The sequence below is a fragment of the Flavobacterium sp. 123 genome (assembly GCF_003634825.1).
Taxonomy (GTDB): domain Bacteria; phylum Bacteroidota; class Bacteroidia; order Flavobacteriales; family Flavobacteriaceae; genus Flavobacterium.
The window spans coordinates 1,992,702-2,016,704 of record NZ_RBXD01000001.1 but is presented as its reverse complement, the minus strand read 5'-3'; the positions used below and the strand labels follow the sequence as shown (position 1 = coordinate 2,016,704).

The window sequence follows — 24,003 nt, the reverse complement described above, 5'->3', positions numbered from 1 at the left end:
TTCCTAAAAAATCACGCGCTAAATAATTTATAATTTATGTTTTAAAAGACCTAAAAGATATTCGCCATATCCTGACTTTTTTAATGGTTCCGCTAGTTCTTTTAATTGTTTATCTGAAATAAATCCTTGTCGCCAAGCAATTTCCTCAATACAGCCTACTTTTAGTCCTTGACGTTCTTCAATCACTTGAACAAATTGCCCAGCCTGCATTAAACTGTTAAAAGTTCCTGTATCCAACCAAGCAGTACCTCTACTCAAAATCCCTACTTTCAGGGCCTCTCTTTCTAAATATACTTTATTAACATCTGTAATTTCATATTCTCCACGAGGACTTGGCTTGATGTTCTTTGCAATTTCAACCACCGAATTATCATAAAAATAAAGTCCTGGAACTGCATAATTTGATTTGGGTTTCAATGGCTTTTCTTCAATAGAAAGCGCTTTATGTGAGGCATCAAACTCAACAACTCCATAGCGCTCCGGATCTGAAACATGGTAAGCAAAAACGACTCCTCCTTTCGGATTAGTATTTGATTGCAACAACTCATGCATATTAGCTCCAAAGAAAATATTATCTCCTAAAACTAATGCTACACTATCTTTCCCTATAAATTCTTCACCAATAACAAAAGCTTGTGCTAAACCATTAGGAATGGCCTGTTCCGCATAACTAAATTGACATCCAATTGCTGAACCATCACCTAATAATTTTTTGAAATTAGGTAAATCATGTGGTGTTGAGATTATTAGTATTTCATTAATCCCAGCCATCATCAAAGTAGATAATGGGTAATAAATCATAGGTTTATCATAAACTGGCATCATTTGCTTACTCATGGCGAGTGTCAAAGGATGCAAACGTGTACCAGAACCTCCTGCTAATATAATTCCTTTCATCTTTTTACTTTTGACTAATTATATTGTTTTTCATAATAAGAGGCATAAGCCCCTGAAGTGATATTATTCAACCATTCTTGATTTTCTAAATACCAATTTACAGTTCTTTCTAATCCCTGCTCAAAAGTAACCGAAGGTTTCCATCCTAATTCTTTATTTATTTTAGTGGCATCAATTGCATAACGCAAATCATGACCAGGACGATCTTTTACATAAGTGATTAGTTGTGCTGATGTACCAATAGCTCTTCCTAATTTTTCATCCATAATTTGGCATAATAATTTTACTAAATCAATATTTTGCCATTCGTTAAAACCTCCAATATTATAAGTGTCGTGATTTACTCCTTCGTGAAATACCAAATCTATTGCAACGGCATGGTCTTCAACAAAAAGCCAATCGCGGGTATATTTACCATCACCATAAACAGGTAGTGGTTTGTTTTGAATAATATTATTAATAAATAGCGGAATCAACTTTTCAGGAAAATGAAAAGGTCCATAATTATTAGAGCAGTTGGTCAAAACATAAGGAAATCCATAAGTCTCTCCATACGCACGAACAAAATGATCTGAACTTGCTTTAGAAGCTGAATAAGGCGAATTTGGATCATATGCTGTAGTTTCTGTAAATAAGCCTTCAGCTCCTAAGCTACCATATACTTCATCAGTACTGATATGATAAAATCGTTTTCCTTCATAGTTCCCTTTCCAAATTGCTTTTGCAGCATTTAACAAATTCACAGTACCAATAACATTTGTTTTAACAAAAGCCAATGGATCCGTTATAGAACGATCTACATGCGACTCAGCCGCTAAATGCAATACTCCATCAAATTGGTGCTCTACAAACAAAGCATCAATAAAAGAAGCGTCCACAATATCTCCTTTAATAAACGTATAGTTAGCTGCCTTTTCAATATCAGCAATGTTCTCTAAATTTCCTGCATAGGTTAATGCATCCAAATTAAAAATTTGGTAATCAGGATATTTGTTAACAAACCTTCTAACAACATGAGATCCTATAAAACCTGCTCCTCCAGTAATTAATATTTTTTTCATTTTATTTAATTTTCATGCATTTTTCTAAACTCACTTTATAATCTGGAACAACAACACCAAAAGTATTTTTTATCTTGGTTTTATCCAATAAAGAATATTGCGGACGTTTTGCTGGTGTAGGATAAGCCGACGATGGGATTCCACTAATTTCGCAATTAAAACTGCCTAATTCTTTAATAGCTAATGCAAATTCGTACCAACTAATCTCTCCTTCATTCGAAAAATTATAAATCCCGGCTTGCCAATTATTATGGGTTAGTATTGTCATAATAGCCTGAGCTAAATCAGCAGCATAAGTAGGACTTCCTATTTGATCGTTTACAACATTTAGACTATCTCTTTCTTGCATCAATCGAGACATTGTCTTCACAAAATTATTCCCAAAACTAGAATAAACCCAAGAGGTTCTGATTATAATTGCGTTTGGGTTTTCTTGCAAACAGGCTTTCTCTCCTGCTAATTTAGTTTGACCATAAACGTTGATTGGATTTGTTTGTGCTGTTTCTGTTAAAGCAGTAGCTGCAGTACCATCAAAAACATAATCCGTAGAAACATGTATAAATTTGCAATCATTTGCAAAACTCCACTTAGCTAGTATTGCTACCGATTGGTGATTCAACACCTCCGACAATTCAAACTCTGATTCGGCTTTATCAACGGCAGTATGCGCCGCACAGTTGATAATAATTTGAGGATTAATCGAATTTAGTTCTGTTTCTAATTTTTCCAGATTACATAAATCTAATTCTTCTCTATCCGTAAAAACCCATTGAAATTGGGTATATATTTTTGATAAAACCTCTAATTCCGACCCTAATTGTCCTTTTGAACCGGTTACTAAAATTTTCTTCATCTATTGATCTTGTTTCATTTTATTTTTTTAGGCTGAATATTTTTAAGTAACTATATTACTCTACTCCATCCCTTAAATTTTCTTTGTATACCTCTAATTTATAATTTACCCAAAATGGTATTGGGATCTATATTCAGTTTTGAAAAAGCAAACCATTTCTTTCCAAGATCTTTAATAGAAGCTCCAATATGATAAACTATAGTTTGATCTATTATGAAAAACCGGTCATGAGTCTTTTTTAGTATTTTGATACCTACTGGTGTGTATTGTGTATTGTGTTTTTCTATATCTAATTGAAAACGACTATCTATTTTTTCGGTATAAATACTTGCTTCCACCGCCTCGTCTCTTTTAGAAAGCAAAACTAAAACACTCTCATCCAGATAATTATCAATAAGAACTATTGATTGTTTAGCTGATTTAATTAGACCGGAAACAAATACATGTGCATCAAAAATTTCTCCGTCAAAAAAAATTCCTTGCTTTACAGGAAGGTTAGTGCTTAGTAAATGTTCTATTTTATGTTCTTGCTCAAATAATTTTTTCTCAATATTTTCAACTCTATTTTGAAGAGCATACCCCTTCAATAGATACGATTTTAAAATACTATTTGCCCATATCCGAAATTCAATTCCTCTTGATGATTTTACTCGATAACCAATAGACAATATCATATCTAAATTATAATATTCTACTTGATATACTTTACCATCTTTTGCAGTTGTCGCAAAATTTGCGACAACTGCAAAACCTGCCAACTCTTCTTTTTAGCATTATTGATATGCTTTCCAATAGTTTTAATATCTCTATCAAACAAAATAGAAATTTGTTGTCTATTCAACCATACCGTTTCTGCTTCTATTTTAACTTCAATTTGGCGCGATAAAATTTCAGATTTATACGTAACAATCGTATTATTATTATTCATAGCGAAGTCTTAATTATGATGTATTTATTTTGACAAAACTCTAATTCAAAACTTAAAAATATCGATTGTGCTTTGCTTATATAATTCACCGTGTCACTTCACAAACTAATGCTGTTTTCAGTAAAATATTTTAAAAAACACTTGCTCTAAACTAACGCATTATCTAACTGATAACTTTTAACCTTAAACTTTGAACTTTAAACTCTTTTTAAAACTCCCAATCTATATCATTAAAACTTGGCAATATTAAATCTTTGTCCGAAACAATAACCTCATCTGCATTCAACTGCCAATCAATAGCTAGAGTTGGATCATCAAAACGGATTCCTCGTTCACTATCTTTGTGATACAATTGATCCACTTTATACATCACTGAAGCTGTTTCACTCAACACAGAAAACCCATGAGCAAATCCGTGAGGTACCATCAATTGTTTTTTATTTTCCGCACTTAATAACACACTAAAATGTTGTCCATAAGTAGGGGAGTCTTTACGCAAATCGACAGCCACATCTAAAATTTCTCCTTCTAACACTCGTACCAATTTTGCTTGTGCAAAAGGATTAATTTGTAAATGTAAACCACGAATTACTCCTCGTTTAGAGAAAGACTGGTTGTCTTGTATAAATTGATACTCCATTCCATTCTCCTGAAATTTCGCTTGATTATAGGCTTCAAAAAAATACCCGCGAGAGTCTTCGAATACGATGGGGTTAATGATTACCAAATCCTCTATTGCTGTTTTTTCAATAGTCATTTTTTATTTTTTTATTTTAAATGATTCAAAGGTTTGTAATAATCCTGTCTTAGTATCTATAGGCAAAGGTTTTCCTATAGCCAATACTATCTTTTGATTACTCACTACATAATTTTCAGTTAGTTTTTGCAAGCGTTCTGAATTAAGAGGAAAGTGTAGATAATCTCCAAATTTCGCAATCTTTCTAATCCAGGAAGATGGAATATAAAAAATGTAGCATTTTTTCACTAAAGTTGTTCCTAACAATTGAATTAATTCGTTTGTAGATAAGGGTTTATCATCAGCTACTTGATATACCCCCGAAGGAATTGACTCGTTTTCTAATAATTCCTTAATAACAAAACAAAGATTGTTGATACTCAAAAACGAACGCTGGTTTTCAAAAGCCCCTAATGGCCAAGGCAATCCTTTTGAAACCAATTGGTATATCAAATTCAAATTTCCTTTGTTTCCAGGTCCGTGAATCATACAAGGTCTTAGTATATACACTCGCTTCCCTGATAATAATTCCTTGGATAGAATATACTGCTCAGCTTGCTGCTTAGCTATCCCGTAGTGGGTTTTGGGATTAGGCACTACATCTTCAGTTAATATTTTAGTTACAGTATCAGCTGCAGCTTTAACTGTACTCATGAAAATAAATACTTTGGCTTCTGACAGTAAAAAAGCATCAAACAACTGCTTGGTTAATTCACAATTAGCTTCATAATAGTCAATTGGTTTAGACACCTTTTTTAAATCGTGTGCTTTGCCTGCAAGGTGAATTAGGACATTTGTCTTTATTTCAAATTGCTGATTGGATATATAGCGCACGCACATAGGTTCTATTTCGTGCGCAGGATTTAAATAGTCTTCAAGATTCGTACCTACAAATCCTGACGCTCCTGTTATTGTTATTTTCATTTAACTTCCGCTTTTTAGCTGTCAGATTTCAAATATTAGTTTATTCAAAATTCGAATTTTTATACAACTTATATTTCTTTACTTTTTCACTTTCAATTTAAAATCATTTATAAGTTTTAGTTGCTCTTCAACAAAAAAAGAACGAGAATAAGTCTGACGATTTTTTAAACAATTTGAAGATAACATATCAAGAATATTTCTATTCGCATCCAAATATTTTAATTTTTCAACAATTTTATCAATATCATTTAATTTTGAAACAGACTTAACTAAATACCCATTATAATCATTTTTCACTATATCCGAATTCCCTCTTTCATCTAACGTAACCACAGGAACTCCCATAGCCAAAGCTTCAACTATACAAACTGGCAATCCTTCTTTCTTGCTTGGAAACAAAAATACGTCTGTAATAGCCAAATACTTTTCTACTTCTGATGTATAGCCTACATTAACTATACTTTCATTTTTAAACAAATTAATCTCTTCCTGTTCTGTAAGTCCTGTTTGATGTATCGGGTCCCTACCTCCAATTAAAAGCAAGACTACTTCATCAGGAAATTCTTCAACCAATTTTACAAAACTATGATAAACCAAATCAAATCCTTTGAATTCAACAAACCTCCCCGTATAAGTAATTACAAACTTGCCTTCAACATTTAAATCTTGTTTTAAATCTGATTTATCACCCTCTGTAAATATATTTTTATCAAATTTATTTATATCGCAGCCAACTCCACAAGAATTATACTTAAATGTATTTTTTTTTAACATATTGCTTACCAATTCATAATCCTTATCATTAATAAGAAATCTTTTGTCAAGTCTGAAAAAACAAAATAATTCAACAATGGAAAACATTATTTTTCTAATACCATTACTAGCATTCATTCCTAATCCATGAAACGTTCCCCAATATTCAATATTCCTTTTTCTAAAGAAAATCGCCGGAAAAATTCCAGTCGTAAAATGTACATAAACCAAATTTGGTTTTATCACTTTAACAATTTTACTAATCTCTAAAGCACTTTTTATTAGCTTATTTATTGAAGTTGATCTTGGTATATCTACTGTATGGAAGGTCAAATTATACTTAGCATAATCAAATTTATCCACAATATTAATAACATTAGAACCTGAACAAACAACATGTATTTCATTTTCTTGGCACAAACTTACTGCAAGCTCTGCCAAAAAATTATTAAAACTACCATAATCGGTAATCACTAAAAGGATTTTCATAAATCTTTAAATTTTGTAAAAAAAACTCTATACATATTTTTTTTCATGATGTAAATCAATAAAAATGAGGTGTTTTAATTTTTATTATTTAAAATGTCACAATAATAATCACCCCAAACTTGGTATGAATAATTTAATTCAATATTTCTTCTTCCTGATTTTCCAAATTTTTCTCTTATAGAAGTATTTAAAATAAGTTTTTCGAGTGAGAAATACCATTCGTTTTCGGTATGAGCAATAAATCCATTAACTCCATTTTCAATTATTTCTTCATTTGCAGGTGCATCAGAAGCAACAACTGGAAGACCACAAGCCATATATTGAATTAATTTAAAACCACATTTCCCCTTTTCCCAAATCGTATTATCCAAAGGCATAATTCCAATATCCGCAGAAAGCAACTCATTTACTTCTGTATCTTCCTTCCAATCAATTATCTCATAATCTACACCTTCAAGAACAACATCTACCCCTACTATTTTTAATTTAATTAAATACTTTTTAGCTAATTTCCTTAATACAGGTACTATAATCTGGAGATACTTCCCAGTAGAAAGAGATCCTATCCAAACTATTGTAACCACATTGGTTTGATAATTCTCTTTGATTGCGGGGTAACTCTCTAAATTAATAACTGTTGGCAAATAAATTAAATTACCACCCTTAATCTCTTTAAAATACCAATGATTACCTACAGTTACAAACTTAGCGTTCCTTGCTAATTTATCAATTTTGTTTTCAAAGAAAAAGCGTTTAAATGAATTCGTTTTATAACCCGTTGCTATATAATCGTCAAAATCTAAAGCATACACCTTACCTTTCATCAATAGTTTCTCTACTATGTACGGAACATTTGGAAATAATTCTTTTTCAATTACAATTAAATCATAATTAGACGTTTTAAATAAAACAAAACAAAACCTCTTCAATATAGAAAATAGCCTCTGGATAAAGACTTTTATTTTTCTTTTTTTATATAAATTTAACACATAACTATCATCAAGCAGAGGCTTAATATGATACTGAATATCATTTTTATCAAAATAAGGCTTGTAGTTATAAAATCTGTATCGTGATGATGCACCATCACGATTATATTTAGAAAGAAATAATATTTTCATAAAATTAAAAAAATTAAAAAGGCAACATAATCTCGATTAAAAAAACTGGAATAACTAATATAGTCTTAGGTCATATCGTGTCAATTAAAACATTTTAACCAAACAAACACTCAATTTCTATTTACATATATGAATCTGAATAGTCACTACTTACATCAAGCTTTATTGCATTAATAGTTGCTAACGGCAAAAAAATCGTCCATAAATAATCAAATTTACCTAAATACGGATTTGATGCATTTACTAATAAAAAACAAATTAATCCAGTAATTTGTGGTAATAAGAAGGATACGTAATATTTGTTTTTTCTGCAAATAATTATGGACTCATATATTATCCAAAAAATAGAACTTCCATAAACAAGAATACCTACTATTCCTGTATGAAACAACAAAGCAATATATGACAATTCATAGGCCCATGGAGCTTTATCATCCCTTGTACTTCCCTGTGCATGGGCACCTAATCCTGCACCTATTAACCAATTATCTTCCCAACCACTTATCAAGGCATCAAATTGCTCCTTTCTCAAATAATTGGACTCCGCCGCTGGATTATCAAATTCAAATGAAGAGTTAAATTCAGAAAACAACTTATCATTATCAAGTGCTAGATATCCCACAAAGGTAAAAACGACAGAACAGAAAACTAAACAAGGAATAATAAACCTTTTAAGTCTCAAATTGACTCCCGCTATTTTCAATAATAGTAAAATAATAAAGGGACTTATAGCACAAACCAACCAGAATGCTCTCCTCGCAGAAATAAATATTAAAGCTAAAGAAACTAACAAAGTAAATCTAATTAAATTCTTTTTTTTACTAAAGTGATTTAATTCCGTCGGCATCAAGAGTAAAGTTAAGACAAATATAAAAGTATACAATACCGTTGCAAGATTCATAGAATTTAATTCAACTGCACCACCTCCCCAAAAAATACCAAAATCTTGAGATTTAGTTAGATAAGTTATATCTAATGGAAATCCGAAAAAATTATTATATATAAAAACTAAAATTAGCCCTACTGAACCAAGCCCTCCATAGATAATTGTATTTAAAATCGACACAAGATTCGATTTACTATCCGATAATCCAATAAAATACAAATACAAAACGGGCCAAATAAGATAAACAGTACTCACGGCAATAGCACCAGGAGTAGATCTTACTATCCCATTTAGTGTAAATATAAAAGAGAAAAAAATATTTATCAGACCAATAACTAGTAAGGTCCTATCATATCTAAATAAAGAAAAAGTATTGCTCTTTATAATAAAGAACAAAATTAAAAGTAATAAAATACCTCTTGGCATCTGAAAAGAAGCAGGAAGTATGAGCATTAAAAAAAAGAAAATACAAATAAACTTATTCCCTATACTTTTTTTTATAATCATTACTTTATTTGATAATTTTTTTTAAAATCAAATAGCCTATATGTGGCCAATATCTAGGATTTAACAAACTAATTAATTGCTTCCACTTTTTCTCAAAGAAAATAAAATAAATTTTTTCTCTTGTCCTATTTCTGTCTTTTGCCATTGAAATCTGAAATGACTTCGGCAAGTTTGAGAATATATGTTCACTTTCAATAAAATTTTTTCTAGCATTCAAGTATGAATTATTTGAAGAATGTATTCTGTATTTAACCATAACATCGCTAATACATATAGCATTTGTATGCAACGATGCCTTCAACAAAATCTCAAAATCTTCGTTTTGCTCCAAATGCTCACTAAATCCACCAGTTAAATCAAAAACATTTTTTTTTATGATAACAGTTGAAAAAATTATAAAATTTCCTCTCAAAAGTTTATTATAAATCGATTTAGAATTATGAGATTTATACAAGAACTTTGAATAAAAATCAGCTTGTCTAATTGCACTTTCTGCATCAGAAGTTAAAAGGGTTTCAAAACCGCAGTAGGATATAACCGCATCTTTTTGTTCAATCAAGCCGTCCAATTGCTTTTCTAGTTTTTCAGGTAACCAAATATCATCACTATCCAAAAATGCAATATATTCTCCATTTGCTTTTTGGACAGCAAGATTTCTAGCTGCACTTAATGGTTTATTACTCTCTGCATAGTAATAACATATTCTTTTATCATCATACGATTTTACAATCATTGAACTTTCATCTGTTGATTGATTATCCCAAAATACCAATTCCCAATTGGTGTAACTTTGTGTTAAAACAGAATCGATTGCCTCTCTTAAGTATTTCTCTCCGTTATAACAATTCATTATAATGGATACTAAAGGCATTATCGTAGAATTATTTCCACTCATAAGGAATATTATTATTAATTAATGGCAAATTAATCGACTCCAAAACATCATGTTCTTGATCTATTATATTTGCCAGCAAAGCAAAATCATCTGAAATACATTTAAAACTATACCACAATCCTGGAGGCATACTTAATAAATGATAATTTGTTGTATCATTTAATATAATTTCATCAACCTGCCCTTTTGAAGGAGAATCATCTCTATCATCAAAAATCACTATTTTTACCGCTCCAAAAGGAACGCAAAAATGTTGATGAATTCTATAATGTAATTTCCAACCTTTAATTACGTTTGGGTTTATTTTTGAATAATATGCTTCACCAAACCCTTTATAAGTTATATTAGTTGATTTAAAATAATGATACACCGCTCCTCTTTCATCCTTAATTTGCTTCAAAATAGTTAATTGCAAATCATGAATTTTTGTTATTAAATCACTCATTTAATGACCATTTTATACCACGCTCTTTAGCCTTGGATGTATAAAGATTAATTTGATTGTTAGTAAATTCAAATACAGATTTTTTATCAAAATAAAAATTGGTATACCAAGACATTGTAAAATCCATCGTTTCCTCAAATCCCATAACAGGATGCCATTCTAAATTAATATTTGCCTTATCACAACACAATTTTAATAAATTCGCTTCTTTTTTTCCATCATCTATATATTTATTAATCCATCCCGGAGAATTATCCCAACGCTGTTCCATCTCGTCAATCAATTCACCAACATTTTTATTAACCTTTGCGTCTGGTCCAAAATTATAGGCTTGATTTCTATGCTCTGAATTCTCTTCATATAATTTAGCCCCAACACATAAATAACCGCCTAATGGTTCCAAAACATGTTGCCATGGTCGAGTACTATATGGGCTTCTAATTTCAACTGGATTGTTTTCTGACCAAGAACGAACAATATCTGGAACAATTCTGTCTTTAGCCCAATCCCCCCCTCCTATTACGTTTCCAGCTCGAGTTGAACAAACATTAGGAAATCCTTGCTTAAAGAAAGAATGCATATATGACTTCGTTATTATCTCTGCTGCACCTTTAGAGCCACTATAAGGATCTTCTCCTCCCAATCTATCATCCTCTCTGTAACCATATACCCATTCAACGTTATCATAGCATTTGTCACTTGTAATGATTACACCCACTTTGACAACCTCTTTTAATTGTCTTATAACCTCCAAAACATTTAAAGTCCCTATCATATTTACATCAAATGTCTCTCTTGGATTTTCATAAGAATCTCTAACCAAAGGCTGGGCAGCAAGATGAAAAATAAATTCAGGTTTAAAATCTTGACATACTTTCAAAAGATGTTTGTAATCTCGAATATCCCCAAAATGATGCTGAATTTTGTCTTCCAATTGCAGCACGTCAAAATGTGACGGTGTTGTTGGAACGCTAATCGAATACCCTGCAACCTCTGCACCTAAATTCAACAACCATGTTGTTAACCATGTTCCTTTGAAACCAGTATGTCCTGTTACAAGTACTCTTTTATTTTTATAAATATCATTAAACATAGCTTACCATTTTTTCCAAGGCGCATTTCCATGAGCCCAAATTTCATTTAAATTATCTCTATCTCGTATTGTGTCCATACAGTGCCAAAAACCTTCATGCTTATAGGCCACCAATTGATTGTCTTTTGCAAGGTTTTCAAGGGGTTCTCTTTCTAAAATTGTTGACTCATCTGTTAAATAATCAAAAATTTTATAATCAAAAACAAAATACCCACCATTAATCCAGCCCTCACCTGTTTGTGGCTTTTCTTTAAATTCAAGAATATGTCCATCGTCTTCCATCAAAATTGAACCAAATCGAGCCGAAGGCCTAACGGCTGTTAATGTTGCAATTTTCCCATGCTCTTTATGAAAAGCTACTAATTTTTCAACATCTATGTCCGCAACACCATCCCCGTAAGTTAACATAAAAGTATCCCCTGGTTTAAATATTTTTTTCAAATTATAAAGACGTCCGCCGGTCATACTATTAGCCCCAGTTTCATGTAATCCAACAGTCCAATCTTCGGATAAGTCATTTTCAAATTTTACATCACCTGAACGCAAACTCACTATCATGTCACTTTTATGCAACTTGTAGTTTAAAAAAAATTCTTTAATCACATCTCCTTTATAGCCTAAAGCAACTGCAAAATCAGTATAACCATACGTTGCATAAATTTTCATTATATGCCACAAAACTGGCATGCCACCAATTTCGACCATTGGTTTTGGTTTCAGAGTAGTTTCTTCACTTAGGCGAGTACCTAATCCTCCTGCTAATAGAACTGTTTTCATTAGTTTAGATAATTATTAATAATTTTACAGATAAATTCTACATCTGAAATTTTAACTTCAGGATGCAATGGTAATGTTAATATTTCACTGTACACTTTCTCAGTAACTGGCAAATTATAGTGGGTCTTATAATAAGTTAATAAATGATTAGGCTTATAATGGATACCCGTTGGAATTTTTTGTTTTTCTAATTCCTCTTTGAGACCGTCTCTTTGGTTATCCAATATTCGAATTGATACTATATGGGGTATAATATAAGCTTCGATTTCATATTTTTGAAATAACACTTTCAAATTGGATCCGAGCAATTTTTGATATAATTTTAATAGTTCAATTCTTTTAGGAGCAAACTCATTATCTAATCTACTTAGCTGAACCCTTCCAATTGCAGCAAATATATTACTCATGTGATAGCGATACCCTTGTCTTTTTACATCAAAATCCCAACTCCTTTGTCCTGAATATCGTTTATCAGAGTCCTTTTCTATTGCTAATAAACGGGCATCTTTCACAATTGACAGTACTTCAAAATCATTCGTTACTATTGCTCCTCCTTCTCCTGATGTTATATTTTTTATACCATCAAATGAAAAACAAACCACATCGCCAAAAGATCCAATTTTTTTACTTTTGTAAGTACAGCCAAATGCATGCGCAGCATCTTCTATCACCCTAAGATTATATTTTTTTGCAAATTCATAGAGTTTATCCACATTTACCGGATTACTTGCATAATGCACTGGCATAATTGCTTTCGTTTTATCAGTAATCCTACTTGCCGCGTCTTCCAAATCAATTGACAAAGTATCTTCATATACGTCACAAGAAATTGGAACCGCACCAGCAGCACTTATAGCTTGATAAGAAGATAAAAAAGTAAATGAGGGTACCAAAACTTCTTCGCCTATAGCTACTATGGCCTCCACTGCTAGATGCAAGGCTGATGTTCCCGTATTTACACAAACAACTGTATCTGAAGAAACACCTAAATAACTTGCAATATCTGCTTCAAATTTACCTACTTCAGACCCCATTCCTAAATACCCGTCTTCTAATAATATTCGTGTAACTGCTTCAGATTCTTTTTCTCCAATTACAGATTTTGAAAGTCTTATCATATCTTTAATTTTCTAATTTCCTTAATTTATTATAGAACCTCAATAACTTACTTTTCCTCAAAACCGAAGGGTCAATCATTGAAAAAGAAAGTTTAGTATTTAAGGCTTTCTGTAAAAACAATTCCTGCACTTTTTCGATACTATGATTATTCTCATAATATTCAAAAGCTTTTTGTGCGTGCAAAGTGTAATCTAAAATAATTCCATTTACTATTTCAAACAGTGAGTCATTCCCTCTATCATAATCCTTGTCTGTAATAAAATGCGCTAAATCAAATCCTACTGTATCGTAAATTTCTCTAAATAAATAATCTTTTTCAATTTTTTTAAATGTAAAATCCAATAAAATAGTAGGCTTAGCCAGTTTGGCTCCTTCAAGTGCGGAAGTGCCCATTGCTGTCATAACATCAAAGTTGCCATTTATAAAATTGTCTAATTTATCGTGTGGTATAGATCCATGAAAAACTACAGAAACATTTTTATTTAATATAATATTATTTTTTATATAATCTAAAAATGGTCCATTTCCAACAATATGATAAACAAATTTTTTATTATCAAATCGGTGCGAAATATCAGAAAGTTTGTTGATGGTATATACTAAAATATAACTCTTAAAATCACACAGTCTTCCTATCCAACCCACGTTTATAGTATCTTTCAGTGATTTTGGTTCGTTAAAATTCAATTCAACCGATGATGATACCGCTGGAACTGGAAGATATTGCTTCATTTCAATATTTGTGAATAAATATTTTGATGAAAAATCTAAATTAGATTTATCCATAAAATAAAGCGCCTCTTTATCTTGTAATAACTGAACATAAGCTCTTAAATTACTAAAAAGAGTTTTATAAAAATTAGAACAAAATCGATAAACTCCAAAATTATTCATTGGTAATTCCCTCAAAAAAGGAATCGGCAAAAGGGATGGTATTAAATTTTGCGGATGCAAATTCCAAAAAAATATTTTTTGATTAACATCTAAATCTAATTCATCAGGCCAATAATAGGGTACAAATGTTTGCATAACAAGTACACTATCTTTCGGCGGAGACACTTTTTTATTTTTCTCAAAAACAATCAAATGAATATTGGGCAATGGCAAAAGATTACGTGCCATCGCTCCATCCTCAAAATCGATTATCGAAACGGATATGTCCGGTTTTTTTTGTGCTACAGCATTTGCCATTCTGTAAAATAATACAGGCACTCCCGAATCTTCATGATAAGGAAAATAAAAACAAATTGAATTCTCCATATTAATCTTGATAACAATATTCAGCCAAATCCTTTTCAATTTGAATAATCTCAGGCAAATTTTTATATTTTTTCCAGATACCTACATTTTTTTTGGAATCATTCACATTAAACACTGTACTTTTATTCTTTTTTAAATTATCAAGACCAATATGCTTATGTATTTTATTTGCAACTTCATAATGATCCAAAATAAAATCTTCATATCGAATTCTTAAAACGGAGGGATTATTATCATCAATAACATTATTTTTCAGAATCCTATATCTCGAGATAAATTGATTAATATCATCAAAACCTACCATTTTTTTTTTTAATTCATCTGCATTTTTATAATCTTCAAAACTAGGAACAAATACATCTTGAGAATTGATCATACTAGCATATATATCCCTTGGATCCCTATCAACAATGATTGAAAAAGAATTTTCAACCATTTCAATACATCTAGTTGGACTATAGGGTTCAAAAGTATTATTCAACACTACATGTGTCTGGTTTGGGGCACCTACTTCATTAAATAATTTATGAATATATTTTGAAGTATGTTTTAGAAATTGGCTCTTATCGGTGTAATAAATTTCAGTTAAAATTAATTTTTTGAATAATTTAGCACGTATTTTACCTAAAAACAATTTCAATTTTGAATCACTCAAACTATCATAAGGCCAAAAAGATCTTTGCTTAACTTGTATTAATCCCTCTATAAATTCATTTGATATTTCTATGAATTTGCCATTAAAATATTGATTATATCCATGCCCCGAAGCATTCCATAAAGTACTTGGATTAAACTTATTTTGCACAATTCCGATTCTGCGTATTAATTTTTTAAATTCAATAATCCTTACTCTAGTACGAATAAGGTTCCAACTAAAATAAATTGACAGATATAAATCTAAAAGTCCTCCTTGAACTCTAAACAATTCGAACTCTACATGACTAGGAAAGGTAAATACATTTTCATAGTCTTTTAAGAATTCAGAAATAGCCGTTTTACCTGAATGACCATAACCCGAAACATCAACTATTTTTTTCATACCTAATTATAAAATGATTTAATATATCTACCTAGATACTCTAATTCTACATTATTATAACCATAAAAATCGATCTCATTTACAGCTGCAGCTTCATAATCATTCATAGAATCTCCAATTAAACAAATCTCTTCATTCTTAAATTTTGAATTTTTCAGGTAATCTGCAACTAAAGTGTTTTTAGGTGTTGGAGATCCGCAAATAGATTTGAAATTTTTATCAATATCTAATCTTGAACAGAGTATTCTTAATTCATTTTGATCCGAACCAGATACAATATTCATTTCAATAGAATTAGAGTTTGATTCAATAAATTTTACTGTATCATTGATTAAATACTCTTTGGAGCCTAATTTTTTTAGCATTATTTCCGAAAATGAATCTGCTAAATGTTGAACTTTTTCTTCTGATATACTCGACTTACATATAACTTCATAAAAATACCTAAACTTAACATATCTAGATAATCCACCATTTAAATTATGAAATTTTATTAACTCTTCTATTTGCTCTTCAGGAAACTGTTCTAATACTTTTCTAAAACCGCTTTCTCTTACTTTATTTGATTCTACAATTACACCGTCAAAATCCCAAAGTATTACTTTATATTGATCTGGTTTAGTTTTCATTACGCAGTCTATTTAAAACTTTTTCAACATCGCTTGGATTATCCACTGCAATTGAATCATCAGAAAGCTCAATCATAAAGACCTCATAACCCATCTCTAGGAATCTAATAATTTCAATATCCTCTTCTTTTTCTAAAGCTGTTTTTATTTTTTGCCCACTGAAATTTTCCAGTGCTTCTTGAGGGAAAGCATAAACACAAACTTGTCTATTAGCCTTCACAAAATCACCATTTTTATTTCCTGGTATTGGACTTCTTGACATGTACAGTAATCTACCGTCTGGTCTGAATACTACTTTAGGGATTGATGTACTAAAAAACTCCTCACTGCTTTTTATAGAACAATATCCATTAATAATTTTTCCATTATTATTTTTTATAGATTCTAATACTTTTAAAATATCATTAGAATTAAATAAAGGTTCATCACCTTGCACGTTAATATAATATTCCGCTTTAATAACTCGTGCAACTTCAGCTACACGATCTGTACCTGTTAAACATGAATCTGATGTCATCAAGACAGCTATAGAATGACTTAAACAATGATTATAAATCCTGACATCATCAGTCGCAACAATAACGTTCTCTTTTGGCATTACTTCTATACACTTTTCATAGGTCCGCAGAATCATGCTTTTCCCCATTAAATCAATTAAGGGTTTACCTGGCAATCGAGACGATTCATATCTCGCTGGTATAACTATTAAATAATCTTGCATAAAAAACTATATTAACAAGCCATAAATTGATTTGGCTATTAAAGATTTATATTTACTTGGCGTTAAAGAATAAAATTCAACCCCTTTAACTATTCCTTCTTGAAACAAACTCTCATTTTCAATAAATAATTCTTGTTCCTTCTCTGCAATTTTATCTCCAGAATAACCGTCATATCCACTTACCAATACGCTGGACACTCCAAGGTTTAATGCCGTCTGAATAGCTAATGAAGTGTGAGAAAAAACATTTAATTTTGTAAAATTCACATTTTCTAACTCGAAAGTTCGGCTTTCAACAGAAAGAGGAACATAAGTTCCCATTTCTCTTGGATAGGGAGGCAACACACAAATTCCTTGAAAATCTTTATATTCATGAAAAACATCTTCAAGTCTATGCCCCTCATTTCCAACCAAACAAAATATTTGTTTATTCTTTAGATTTTTAAAGGGCTTAGCATTTTTTGAACTCGCATGAATAATTGTTATCTCTTGTTTTGCTTCTAAATAAACGAGTAATGCTTCAATATGAGTCAAAACAGAATCCCCCCCACCAATTATTAATACCTCTTTAGAAGAATTTTTATGCTTAAGTATATCAAATTTTAAATTATCCTTAACTCCTTCTTTTTTATTATGTAAAGCTCTTATTATACTATTGTAAGAATAATATCTTTTACTTACCCATTCCATAACCTCTTTTTGTGGTAATGAATTTGCCCCAGAAACCATATAAGGAATATTTGTTCCCCATTCATACTCTTTTTGTAACAATTCAAATGCTCCTGTCACTTGACTTAAAGCATTAAAATCAACCTCTAAACCATTAACACTATTTAAAACTGTTAATAATAATTCCGTTTTCAAATTACCTGCTCCTCTTCCCATTCCAGTTATTGTAGCATCAATAATTTCAACACCATTTTCAATAGCCGTCAAAGAATTAACTAGTGCCAATTCTAAATTATTATGTCCATGAAATCCTAATGCAACGTTTGTCTTAGATCGAACTATATCAATCGTGTCTTTTACATCTTTGGGGAAAATACCTCCAAAAGAATCAACCATATAAAAATAATCAGCAATTCCGTCTACATACTTAATTGATTCTAAAAAATCTGATTCGTCTTTCCATGTTGACATATACATAACATTAAACCCAACTTCAAACCCAAGTTTTTTCACTTCTTCGGCTAAGACTAGTGCTCTTTTAAAGTTTTTAGGATCAATTGCAAAACGAATCATTGCAACGACTCCAATACAAGGTTTCAAAAGCTCTTTTATATCTTCTTTCTTGATGTTTTTTTCATCTAATATAATTACAAGTTTTTTATTTGAAATACTTTTAATTCTTTCAAGAACATAGGGTGGACAATAATAATACTCCCCATAATAATCCGTTCCTGGATTACATCGATATCCTACTTCAAGATAATCTACTGGTAAATCATTTAAAGATTTAAAGTATAAATCTGTTAGTTTTTTATCAAAATTCCAATTTGTATAATATCCTCCATCTCTTAATGTGCAGTCTAGTATTTTCATTATATATTTTTTTGTTTCAAAAATTAAACATTCAAAAATTTACGAATTATTTCTTGTTCTTTCTTGCTTAACCAACAAAAAACAATACCTAAAACCAAAACAATTGTAACTAAAATTCTAATTAATAAACTATAATAATTAAAAATTGCAGTAAAATTAACCAAATAATATAACGTAATTAAAACAACAAATGGAATCCATATTCTATTCCATTCTAACTTTAATGTATGATATTTTGATGAAACTAAATAAATTAAACCTGTAGTAATAAAATAGGTGAAAAAAGTAATGTAAGCAGACGCCATATACCCAAAATGGGGAATTAACCAATAATTCATCACGACATTAAAAGTAATGCCAATTAAAGAAATTATGATATAAAAATAAACTTTCTTGTGTAAATAAATTCCAAAATCAAGTATGTTTTGAAAACCATAAAACAATAAAGACAGCATAATTAAAGGAAAAACTTTGGCAGATCCAGCATATTTATCATTCACAAATACTAATGACATTAAATCGTTCCCAAACAACATTGCCAGTAAAACTAAAACAAAACCCGAAATCGCTAGATAAGAAAATATTTTTGACGTAAATTCCTGGTTATTATCACTAGAAGCATATTGCATACGAATAGGAGCCCAAATAAGGCTAAAAGGCATAATCAAAATTACATTAATAACCGCCGCAATTCTACAACCTAAAGAATAGATACCAACATCTGCCATTGGCAGCAATTCTTTAATAATGATGCGATCTACATAATCTAATAAATAAAATAACAAACCACTTATACTAAATTGTATCCCAAAAAATAATATCTTTTTATAATAAGAAGAATTAACTTTTAGAGTTAAACCCGAAAATTTAATTACAAACAAAAAAACAAAGCATGAACCTATACTCAAAAATGAGCCCCAAAGCGGTGCTAAAATTCCGTAATGAAAAATTGTCAGCAATATATAAGTAATAACAAAATTTAAGCATACCCCTACTAAAGTTACGACCATGAATAAAACAGAACGTTTTTCATAACGCAATAAAAGGGTCATCGTATTTAATAAAAAACCAAAAGCTGCTCCAGAAAAAGCTAAAATTATAGGTACTCGATAAATAGGAGAATCGAAAAGCAAAACAGATAAGTAATCTCCAAACAAAAAAGATAACAGTACCAAAAGTAATGCCCCTGCAATTGTTATAAATAATGCTGTAGAAACTATTTCTTTTCTGTAATTATCTGAGTCTTCATCAAAATAAAATCGTCCTAAAGCAGAGGAAGCTCCAAAATAAAAAATCGCACTTGCCAAAGCACTTGCCAACAAAATAATACTATAAACGCCAAACTCCGCAGGAGTATAATAAACAGTTAATATTGGTAATAATACAAAACCAAGTACATTTTGCAAAGAAGAGGTAAGCCCATAAACAATACCGTGACTAAATAATTCTTTTATTTTTGATTTAATGGGCATCTCCATTATACAGCAATTTCTTTACAAAAAACATTAATAACATTACACACTTTTTCAACTTCTTCATCTGTCATCACAGGACTAATTGGCAAACTCAACACTTCCGCATGAATTTTGTCTGTGATAGGCAAATTAACCCTATTTAGATTAGCATAACATTCCTGTTTATGAGGAGGAATTGGATAATGAATCAACGTCTGAACCCCATTTTCTTGTAAATAGGCTTGTAATTCATCACGATTGGCAGTACGAATAACAAAAAGATGCCAAACATGTTCTCCAACTTTACCAACAGAAGGCAAGATTATTTTATCATTCTTGATATTCTCAATATAATAATTAGCAATTTCTTGACGGCGAGAAGTTTCAGCATCAACAAAACGCAATTTCACGTCTAAGAAAGCGGCTTGCATTTCATCCATACGGCTATTTAAACCCTGGTATTGATTTACATATTTTTGAGCAGAGCCATAATTTGCCAAAGTACGAATCGCTTTAGCTAACTCAGCATCTTTAGTCGTTACCGCACCTGAATCTCCCAATGCCCCTAAGTTTTTACCTGGGTAAAAACTAAAACCTGCAGCGTCTCCTAGATTACCCGTACGAATGCCATTCCAACGAGCTCCTATTGATTGAGCATTATCTTCAATAATTTTCAAATTGTGCTTTTTGGCTAAAGTCTCCAATTCTGTACTCCAACAAACACGACCATAAAGATGGACTACCATAATGGCTTTGGTCTTTGCAGTGATCTTACTTTCTATCAAACTCAAATCTAAATTAAAAGTACCCAAATCGGGTTCTACTAAAACTGGCACTAATTTATTATCTGTAATCGCCAATACAGAAGCGATATAAGTATTTGCAGGGACAATTACCTCGTCACCTTCCTGCATAAATCCTAACTCGATATAGGCTTTAAAAATAAGTCGCAAAGCATCCAATCCATTAGCAACGGCTATTGCATTTCCTCCTTCTTGAAAAGCTTCTAAATTGTTTTCGAACAGTTTTACTCGCTCCCCCAACAGATACCAACCGCTATCAATTACATCGGCTGCAACTTGCTTTAACTCGTTTGCATACTGAGCGTTTATTTTTTGTAAGTCTAAAAATTTAATCATAGTCTAACTTGTATAATATTTTATATTTTATATCAAGATCATCATCTAAATTTTTGCTTTTCTTAATACATTATCTTCAACAATCCATTTATTTTCAAAATTATCAACAAAATATTCATTCTTTTTTTCCATTTTAGTTCCATCTTCATTAAGCCATCCGGTAATTTTAGCTGGAGTCCCTACTACTAACGCTCTACAAGGAACATTTTTTGTGACTAAAGCACCTGCCCCTATCATCGAAAAAGCTCCTATAACTACCCCGCCTAAAACGATAGCTCCTGCTCCTATTGAAGCATTATTTTCAATTTTTATTTTTTTAAATTCTGAAGGGTACTGCTTTGATCGTGGCCTTTCATCATTTGTAAAAGTTACATTTGGACCTACAAAAACATTATCAGCAATTTGGATTCCGTCCCATAAATATACCCCACTTTTAATTGTAACATTATTACCAATTTTCACATCATTTTCAATAAACGTATGACAATTAATATTACAATTATCACCTATTACGGCTTCTGATAAAATAATTGAATATTGCCACACATAAGTATTTTTTCCAATTTTATTTGTTTGTACTTCTGCTAAAGAATGTATCATAATATATATTTTAAATATTCATCATAAGATCTTAAATAATCATCTTCACTATATAAATGTGAGGCCAAAACCAAACAAATAGATCCACTTGAAAAATTAACTTCAGAGGCCCATATTCCTGGCGGTATATGTAGGCCCAAATCAGGGCGATTCAATAAAACTTGTCTTTTTGTAATTCCATCATCTAATAAGACTTCAAAACTACCGCTTGCAGCAACTAAAAATTGATGACATTCTTTATGAGCATGAGCTCCTCTGGACTCTCCACCAGGAATATCATATAAATAAAAGATTCTTTTTACTCCAAAAGGGATTTCTATCTCATTATTAATGGCTGTAATATGCCCGTTTCTATCTCCAATCTTATTTAAATGCAAGAGATTGCACCCGAAAACACTAATTTTATTTTTCATCTGCAAGCAATTTAAATTCTTGAAAATCTCTAATATAGTCTTCCTTCAAAAAAGCCTCGCTTGAAACATGCATTGCCAAAGAGTTGGTGGAAAAATTTTCAATATGCCTCCATGTTTTGGCTGGTAAATATAAACCGTAATAACTACGATTTAGAGAAAATTTTTCAATAATGCCATTTGCATTTGTAATAACAACATCAAAACTACCGCTTAAAGCAACAATTATTTCTTTTTGCTCATAATAGGCATGTCCTCCTCTGATTTCTCCTCCAGGCACATCATAAGTCCAAAAAGTTCTTCTAACCTCAAAAGGAATTTGGCTAGGATATTGCAAAAAAGTTAAATTCCCTCTTGGGTCTTGAATTTTAGGAAAATCTATAATTCTCGGTCTCATTTTTTAAATTTAAATTGCTAAACTCTACTTTTTATTTCAAAATCTTACACGAAAACAATAGATTCTAATTATAAATGTACAATGACTTGATGTGTTAACCAAAGAAATTTTTTATTTAATGCATTTATACCAATTAATTAAAATTTCGCGAAAAATATTCTTAATTAACTAAAAAACAAGAATGTATTAATGCATAATAAATATTTGAAACCATATAAATATACTAATTATTATCTTTAAAAAATTTTCTAATAATCAAACTTATCATTACTAAAAAACCTGCTAAAATACTCCCCAACACAAGCCCTTTGGCCTTTCCAAATTTTTCCTTAGGCAAAGGCAGAATGGGTTTGTCAATTACCTGAATTAAAGGGGTCTCTTTACGCAAAGTGACTTTGGCCAATTCCGTTTGCTTTACCAACTCGGTTAAAATAGCAGTATTGGCCTGTACATCCACTTGTCGCCTTGCTGAAGGCGTACGACGAACATTCAAAGCTGGATTTAAATTAAAGGTATTGTCATTAGCAACAGCCACACCCGTAATCGCTCCATTCAGTTCCCGACGAATAGAGTCCGTTTGACGTTCTAGAATTTCCATATTTAGTCTGGCTTTCTTACTCTTAGTGTTTACATAGAAATCAGATACTTGTTTCGCTAAGGCTTCGGTAAAATATTTAGCAAATAATTCATTCGTAGAAGCTACATCAATACTTATAATAGATACTTTTTTATCTTTTTGAGCCACAGTCAATCCTGTTTTGGATAAATCTTCATAAATTACACCTAAGATACTATCATGAACTCTGGTAAAATATTTCCTTTTTACATTTGGCAAAAATTGAATGTGCTGTAATTTTGGTTTTTTATTCCACTTTTCTCGCCATTCTTGGTTACGGATATACATTTCTGCCAAAGAAATAGTGTCTGTTCCCACTAGAACTGGAGTTAGTAAGGTTTGTTCTACCATCGAACGGGATTTGAATAATTCAGTCAAATTAGATCCTGTAAACATTCCTCCTGCGCTACCACCTAAATCTAAACCTAAAGAACTAGCTAGTCCCAAAGCGCTCCCTAAACCACCTCCCGATTTTTCATCTTCCAATGCAAAAGATAGAGTGGCCGTATACACCGGCTTCTTAACAATAGAATAAGTCAATCCCAAAGCTGCCCCAATTATTCCAGCTAATACGATACTCTTCCACTGTGAAAACAAGTAGTCAAACCATTCCTTTGCTTTGTCTATTAATTCTTTTAAAGATATTTCGTCGTTCGAAATTTGTTCACTCATATTTATATTGTAAGTCCGTTATATGTTCGTTCTAATTGAA

Annotated in this window: 25 protein-coding genes; all 25 read right to left on the bottom strand. The window is 31.1% G+C overall.

Annotated elements, in window-relative coordinates; genetic code table 11:
- Positions 1 to 27: 27 nt before the first annotated feature.
- On the bottom strand, positions 28 to 897 hold the full coding sequence (rfbA, locus tag C8C88_RS08810) for a glucose-1-phosphate thymidylyltransferase RfbA (RefSeq protein WP_121337732.1): 870 nt from the start codon (positions 895 to 897) through the stop codon (positions 28 to 30).
- Between the two features lie 14 nt (positions 898 to 911).
- Positions 912 to 1,958 (bottom strand): dTDP-glucose 4,6-dehydratase, encoded by a 1,047-nt coding sequence (gene rfbB, locus C8C88_RS08805; protein ID WP_121337731.1) that lies wholly within the window; start codon positions 1,956 to 1,958, stop codon positions 912 to 914.
- Between the two features lies 1 nt (position 1,959).
- Complete coding sequence (rfbD, locus tag C8C88_RS08800) at positions 1,960 to 2,811, bottom strand: dTDP-4-dehydrorhamnose reductase (protein WP_121337730.1); 852 nt, start codon at positions 2,809 to 2,811, stop codon at positions 1,960 to 1,962.
- Positions 2,812 to 2,909: 98 nt separating this feature from the next.
- A complete protein-coding gene (gene rhuM / locus C8C88_RS08795) occupies positions 2,910 to 3,569 on the bottom strand; it encodes a RhuM family protein (protein WP_233549325.1) in 660 nt (219 codons plus the stop codon).
- A 378-nt stretch (positions 3,570 to 3,947) separates the two neighbouring features.
- Positions 3,948 to 4,496 carry a dTDP-4-dehydrorhamnose 3,5-epimerase gene (gene rfbC, locus C8C88_RS08790; RefSeq protein WP_121337729.1) on the bottom strand — a complete coding sequence of 183 codons (549 nt, stop codon included), beginning with the start codon at positions 4,494 to 4,496 and terminating at the stop codon, positions 3,948 to 3,950.
- Between the two features lie 3 nt (positions 4,497 to 4,499).
- On the bottom strand, positions 4,500 to 5,399 hold the full coding sequence (locus C8C88_RS08785; RefSeq protein ID WP_121337728.1) for an NAD-dependent epimerase/dehydratase family protein: 900 nt from the start codon (positions 5,397 to 5,399) through the stop codon (positions 4,500 to 4,502).
- A gap of 78 nt (positions 5,400 to 5,477) precedes the next feature.
- Positions 5,478 to 6,641: a glycosyltransferase gene (locus tag C8C88_RS08780; RefSeq protein ID WP_121337727.1), complete on the bottom strand. Its 1,164-nt coding sequence runs from the start codon at positions 6,639 to 6,641 to the stop codon at positions 5,478 to 5,480.
- Positions 6,642 to 6,715: 74 nt separating this feature from the next.
- A complete protein-coding gene (locus tag C8C88_RS08775; RefSeq protein ID WP_121337726.1) occupies positions 6,716 to 7,762 on the bottom strand; it encodes a glycosyltransferase family 4 protein in 1,047 nt (348 codons plus the stop codon).
- Positions 7,763 to 7,883: 121 nt separating this feature from the next.
- Entirely contained in the window at positions 7,884 to 9,155 is a 1,272-nt protein-coding gene (locus tag C8C88_RS08770) for a hypothetical protein (RefSeq protein ID WP_147403448.1), read from the bottom strand.
- Positions 9,156 to 9,159: 4 nt separating this feature from the next.
- The gene (locus tag C8C88_RS08765) at positions 9,160 to 10,050 is read right to left on the bottom strand and encodes a glycosyltransferase (protein ID WP_199711402.1); all 891 of its coding nucleotides are present in this window, start codon (positions 10,048 to 10,050) and stop codon (positions 9,160 to 9,162) included.
- Entirely contained in the window at positions 10,037 to 10,495 is a 459-nt protein-coding gene (locus C8C88_RS08760; RefSeq protein ID WP_121337724.1) for a dTDP-4-dehydrorhamnose 3,5-epimerase family protein, read from the bottom strand. The genes C8C88_RS08765 and C8C88_RS08760 overlap by 14 nt, the downstream gene beginning before the upstream one ends.
- Positions 10,488 to 11,588, bottom strand: coding sequence for a CDP-glucose 4,6-dehydratase (gene rfbG, locus C8C88_RS08755; protein WP_121337723.1), 1,101 nt, complete (start codon positions 11,586 to 11,588; stop codon positions 10,488 to 10,490). The genes C8C88_RS08760 and rfbG overlap by 8 nt, the downstream gene beginning before the upstream one ends.
- Positions 11,589 to 11,591: 3 nt before the next feature.
- Entirely contained in the window at positions 11,592 to 12,365 is a 774-nt protein-coding gene (gene rfbF / locus C8C88_RS08750; RefSeq protein WP_121337722.1) for a glucose-1-phosphate cytidylyltransferase, read from the bottom strand.
- Positions 12,365 to 13,483 carry a DegT/DnrJ/EryC1/StrS aminotransferase family protein gene (locus C8C88_RS08745; RefSeq protein WP_121337721.1) on the bottom strand — a complete coding sequence of 373 codons (1,119 nt, stop codon included), beginning with the start codon at positions 13,481 to 13,483 and terminating at the stop codon, positions 12,365 to 12,367. Before C8C88_RS08745 ends, rfbF begins: the two co-directional genes overlap by 1 nt.
- A 4-nt stretch (positions 13,484 to 13,487) precedes the next feature.
- Positions 13,488 to 14,744 carry a glycosyltransferase gene (locus C8C88_RS08740; protein WP_121337720.1) on the bottom strand — a complete coding sequence of 419 codons (1,257 nt, stop codon included), beginning with the start codon at positions 14,742 to 14,744 and terminating at the stop codon, positions 13,488 to 13,490.
- A 1-nt stretch (position 14,745) separates the two neighbouring features.
- A complete protein-coding gene (locus C8C88_RS08735) occupies positions 14,746 to 15,783 on the bottom strand; it encodes a hypothetical protein (RefSeq protein ID WP_121337719.1) in 1,038 nt (345 codons plus the stop codon).
- A gap of 2 nt (positions 15,784 to 15,785) precedes the next feature.
- Positions 15,786 to 16,412 (bottom strand): HAD family hydrolase, encoded by a 627-nt coding sequence (locus tag C8C88_RS08730; protein WP_121337718.1) that lies wholly within the window; start codon positions 16,410 to 16,412, stop codon positions 15,786 to 15,788.
- Positions 16,402 to 17,133: a 3-deoxy-manno-octulosonate cytidylyltransferase gene (locus tag C8C88_RS08725; RefSeq protein ID WP_121337717.1), complete on the bottom strand. Its 732-nt coding sequence runs from the start codon at positions 17,131 to 17,133 to the stop codon at positions 16,402 to 16,404. Before C8C88_RS08725 ends, C8C88_RS08730 begins: the two co-directional genes overlap by 11 nt.
- 6 nt (positions 17,134 to 17,139) lie before the next feature.
- Entirely contained in the window at positions 17,140 to 18,675 is a 1,536-nt protein-coding gene (locus tag C8C88_RS08720; RefSeq protein ID WP_121337716.1) for an aldolase catalytic domain-containing protein, read from the bottom strand.
- A gap of 23 nt (positions 18,676 to 18,698) precedes the next feature.
- Positions 18,699 to 20,153, bottom strand: a complete 1,455-nt coding sequence (locus C8C88_RS08715) for a lipopolysaccharide biosynthesis protein (protein ID WP_121337715.1) — start codon at positions 20,151 to 20,153, stop codon at positions 18,699 to 18,701.
- On the bottom strand, positions 20,153 to 21,268 hold the full coding sequence (locus tag C8C88_RS08710; protein ID WP_121337714.1) for a DegT/DnrJ/EryC1/StrS aminotransferase family protein: 1,116 nt from the start codon (positions 21,266 to 21,268) through the stop codon (positions 20,153 to 20,155). The genes C8C88_RS08715 and C8C88_RS08710 overlap by 1 nt, the downstream gene beginning before the upstream one ends.
- Positions 21,269 to 21,313: 45 nt before the next feature.
- A complete protein-coding gene (locus C8C88_RS08705) occupies positions 21,314 to 21,868 on the bottom strand; it encodes an acyltransferase (RefSeq protein ID WP_121337713.1) in 555 nt (184 codons plus the stop codon).
- Positions 21,865 to 22,281, bottom strand: coding sequence for an FdtA/QdtA family cupin domain-containing protein (locus C8C88_RS08700; protein WP_121337712.1), 417 nt, complete (start codon positions 22,279 to 22,281; stop codon positions 21,865 to 21,867). The genes C8C88_RS08705 and C8C88_RS08700 overlap by 4 nt, the downstream gene beginning before the upstream one ends.
- The gene (locus C8C88_RS08695) at positions 22,271 to 22,675 is read right to left on the bottom strand and encodes an FdtA/QdtA family cupin domain-containing protein (RefSeq protein WP_121337711.1); all 405 of its coding nucleotides are present in this window, start codon (positions 22,673 to 22,675) and stop codon (positions 22,271 to 22,273) included. The genes C8C88_RS08700 and C8C88_RS08695 overlap by 11 nt, the downstream gene beginning before the upstream one ends.
- A gap of 223 nt (positions 22,676 to 22,898) precedes the next feature.
- Entirely contained in the window at positions 22,899 to 23,963 is a 1,065-nt protein-coding gene (locus tag C8C88_RS08690) for a Wzz/FepE/Etk N-terminal domain-containing protein (RefSeq protein ID WP_121337710.1), read from the bottom strand.
- Positions 23,964 to 24,003 lie beyond the last annotated feature (40 nt).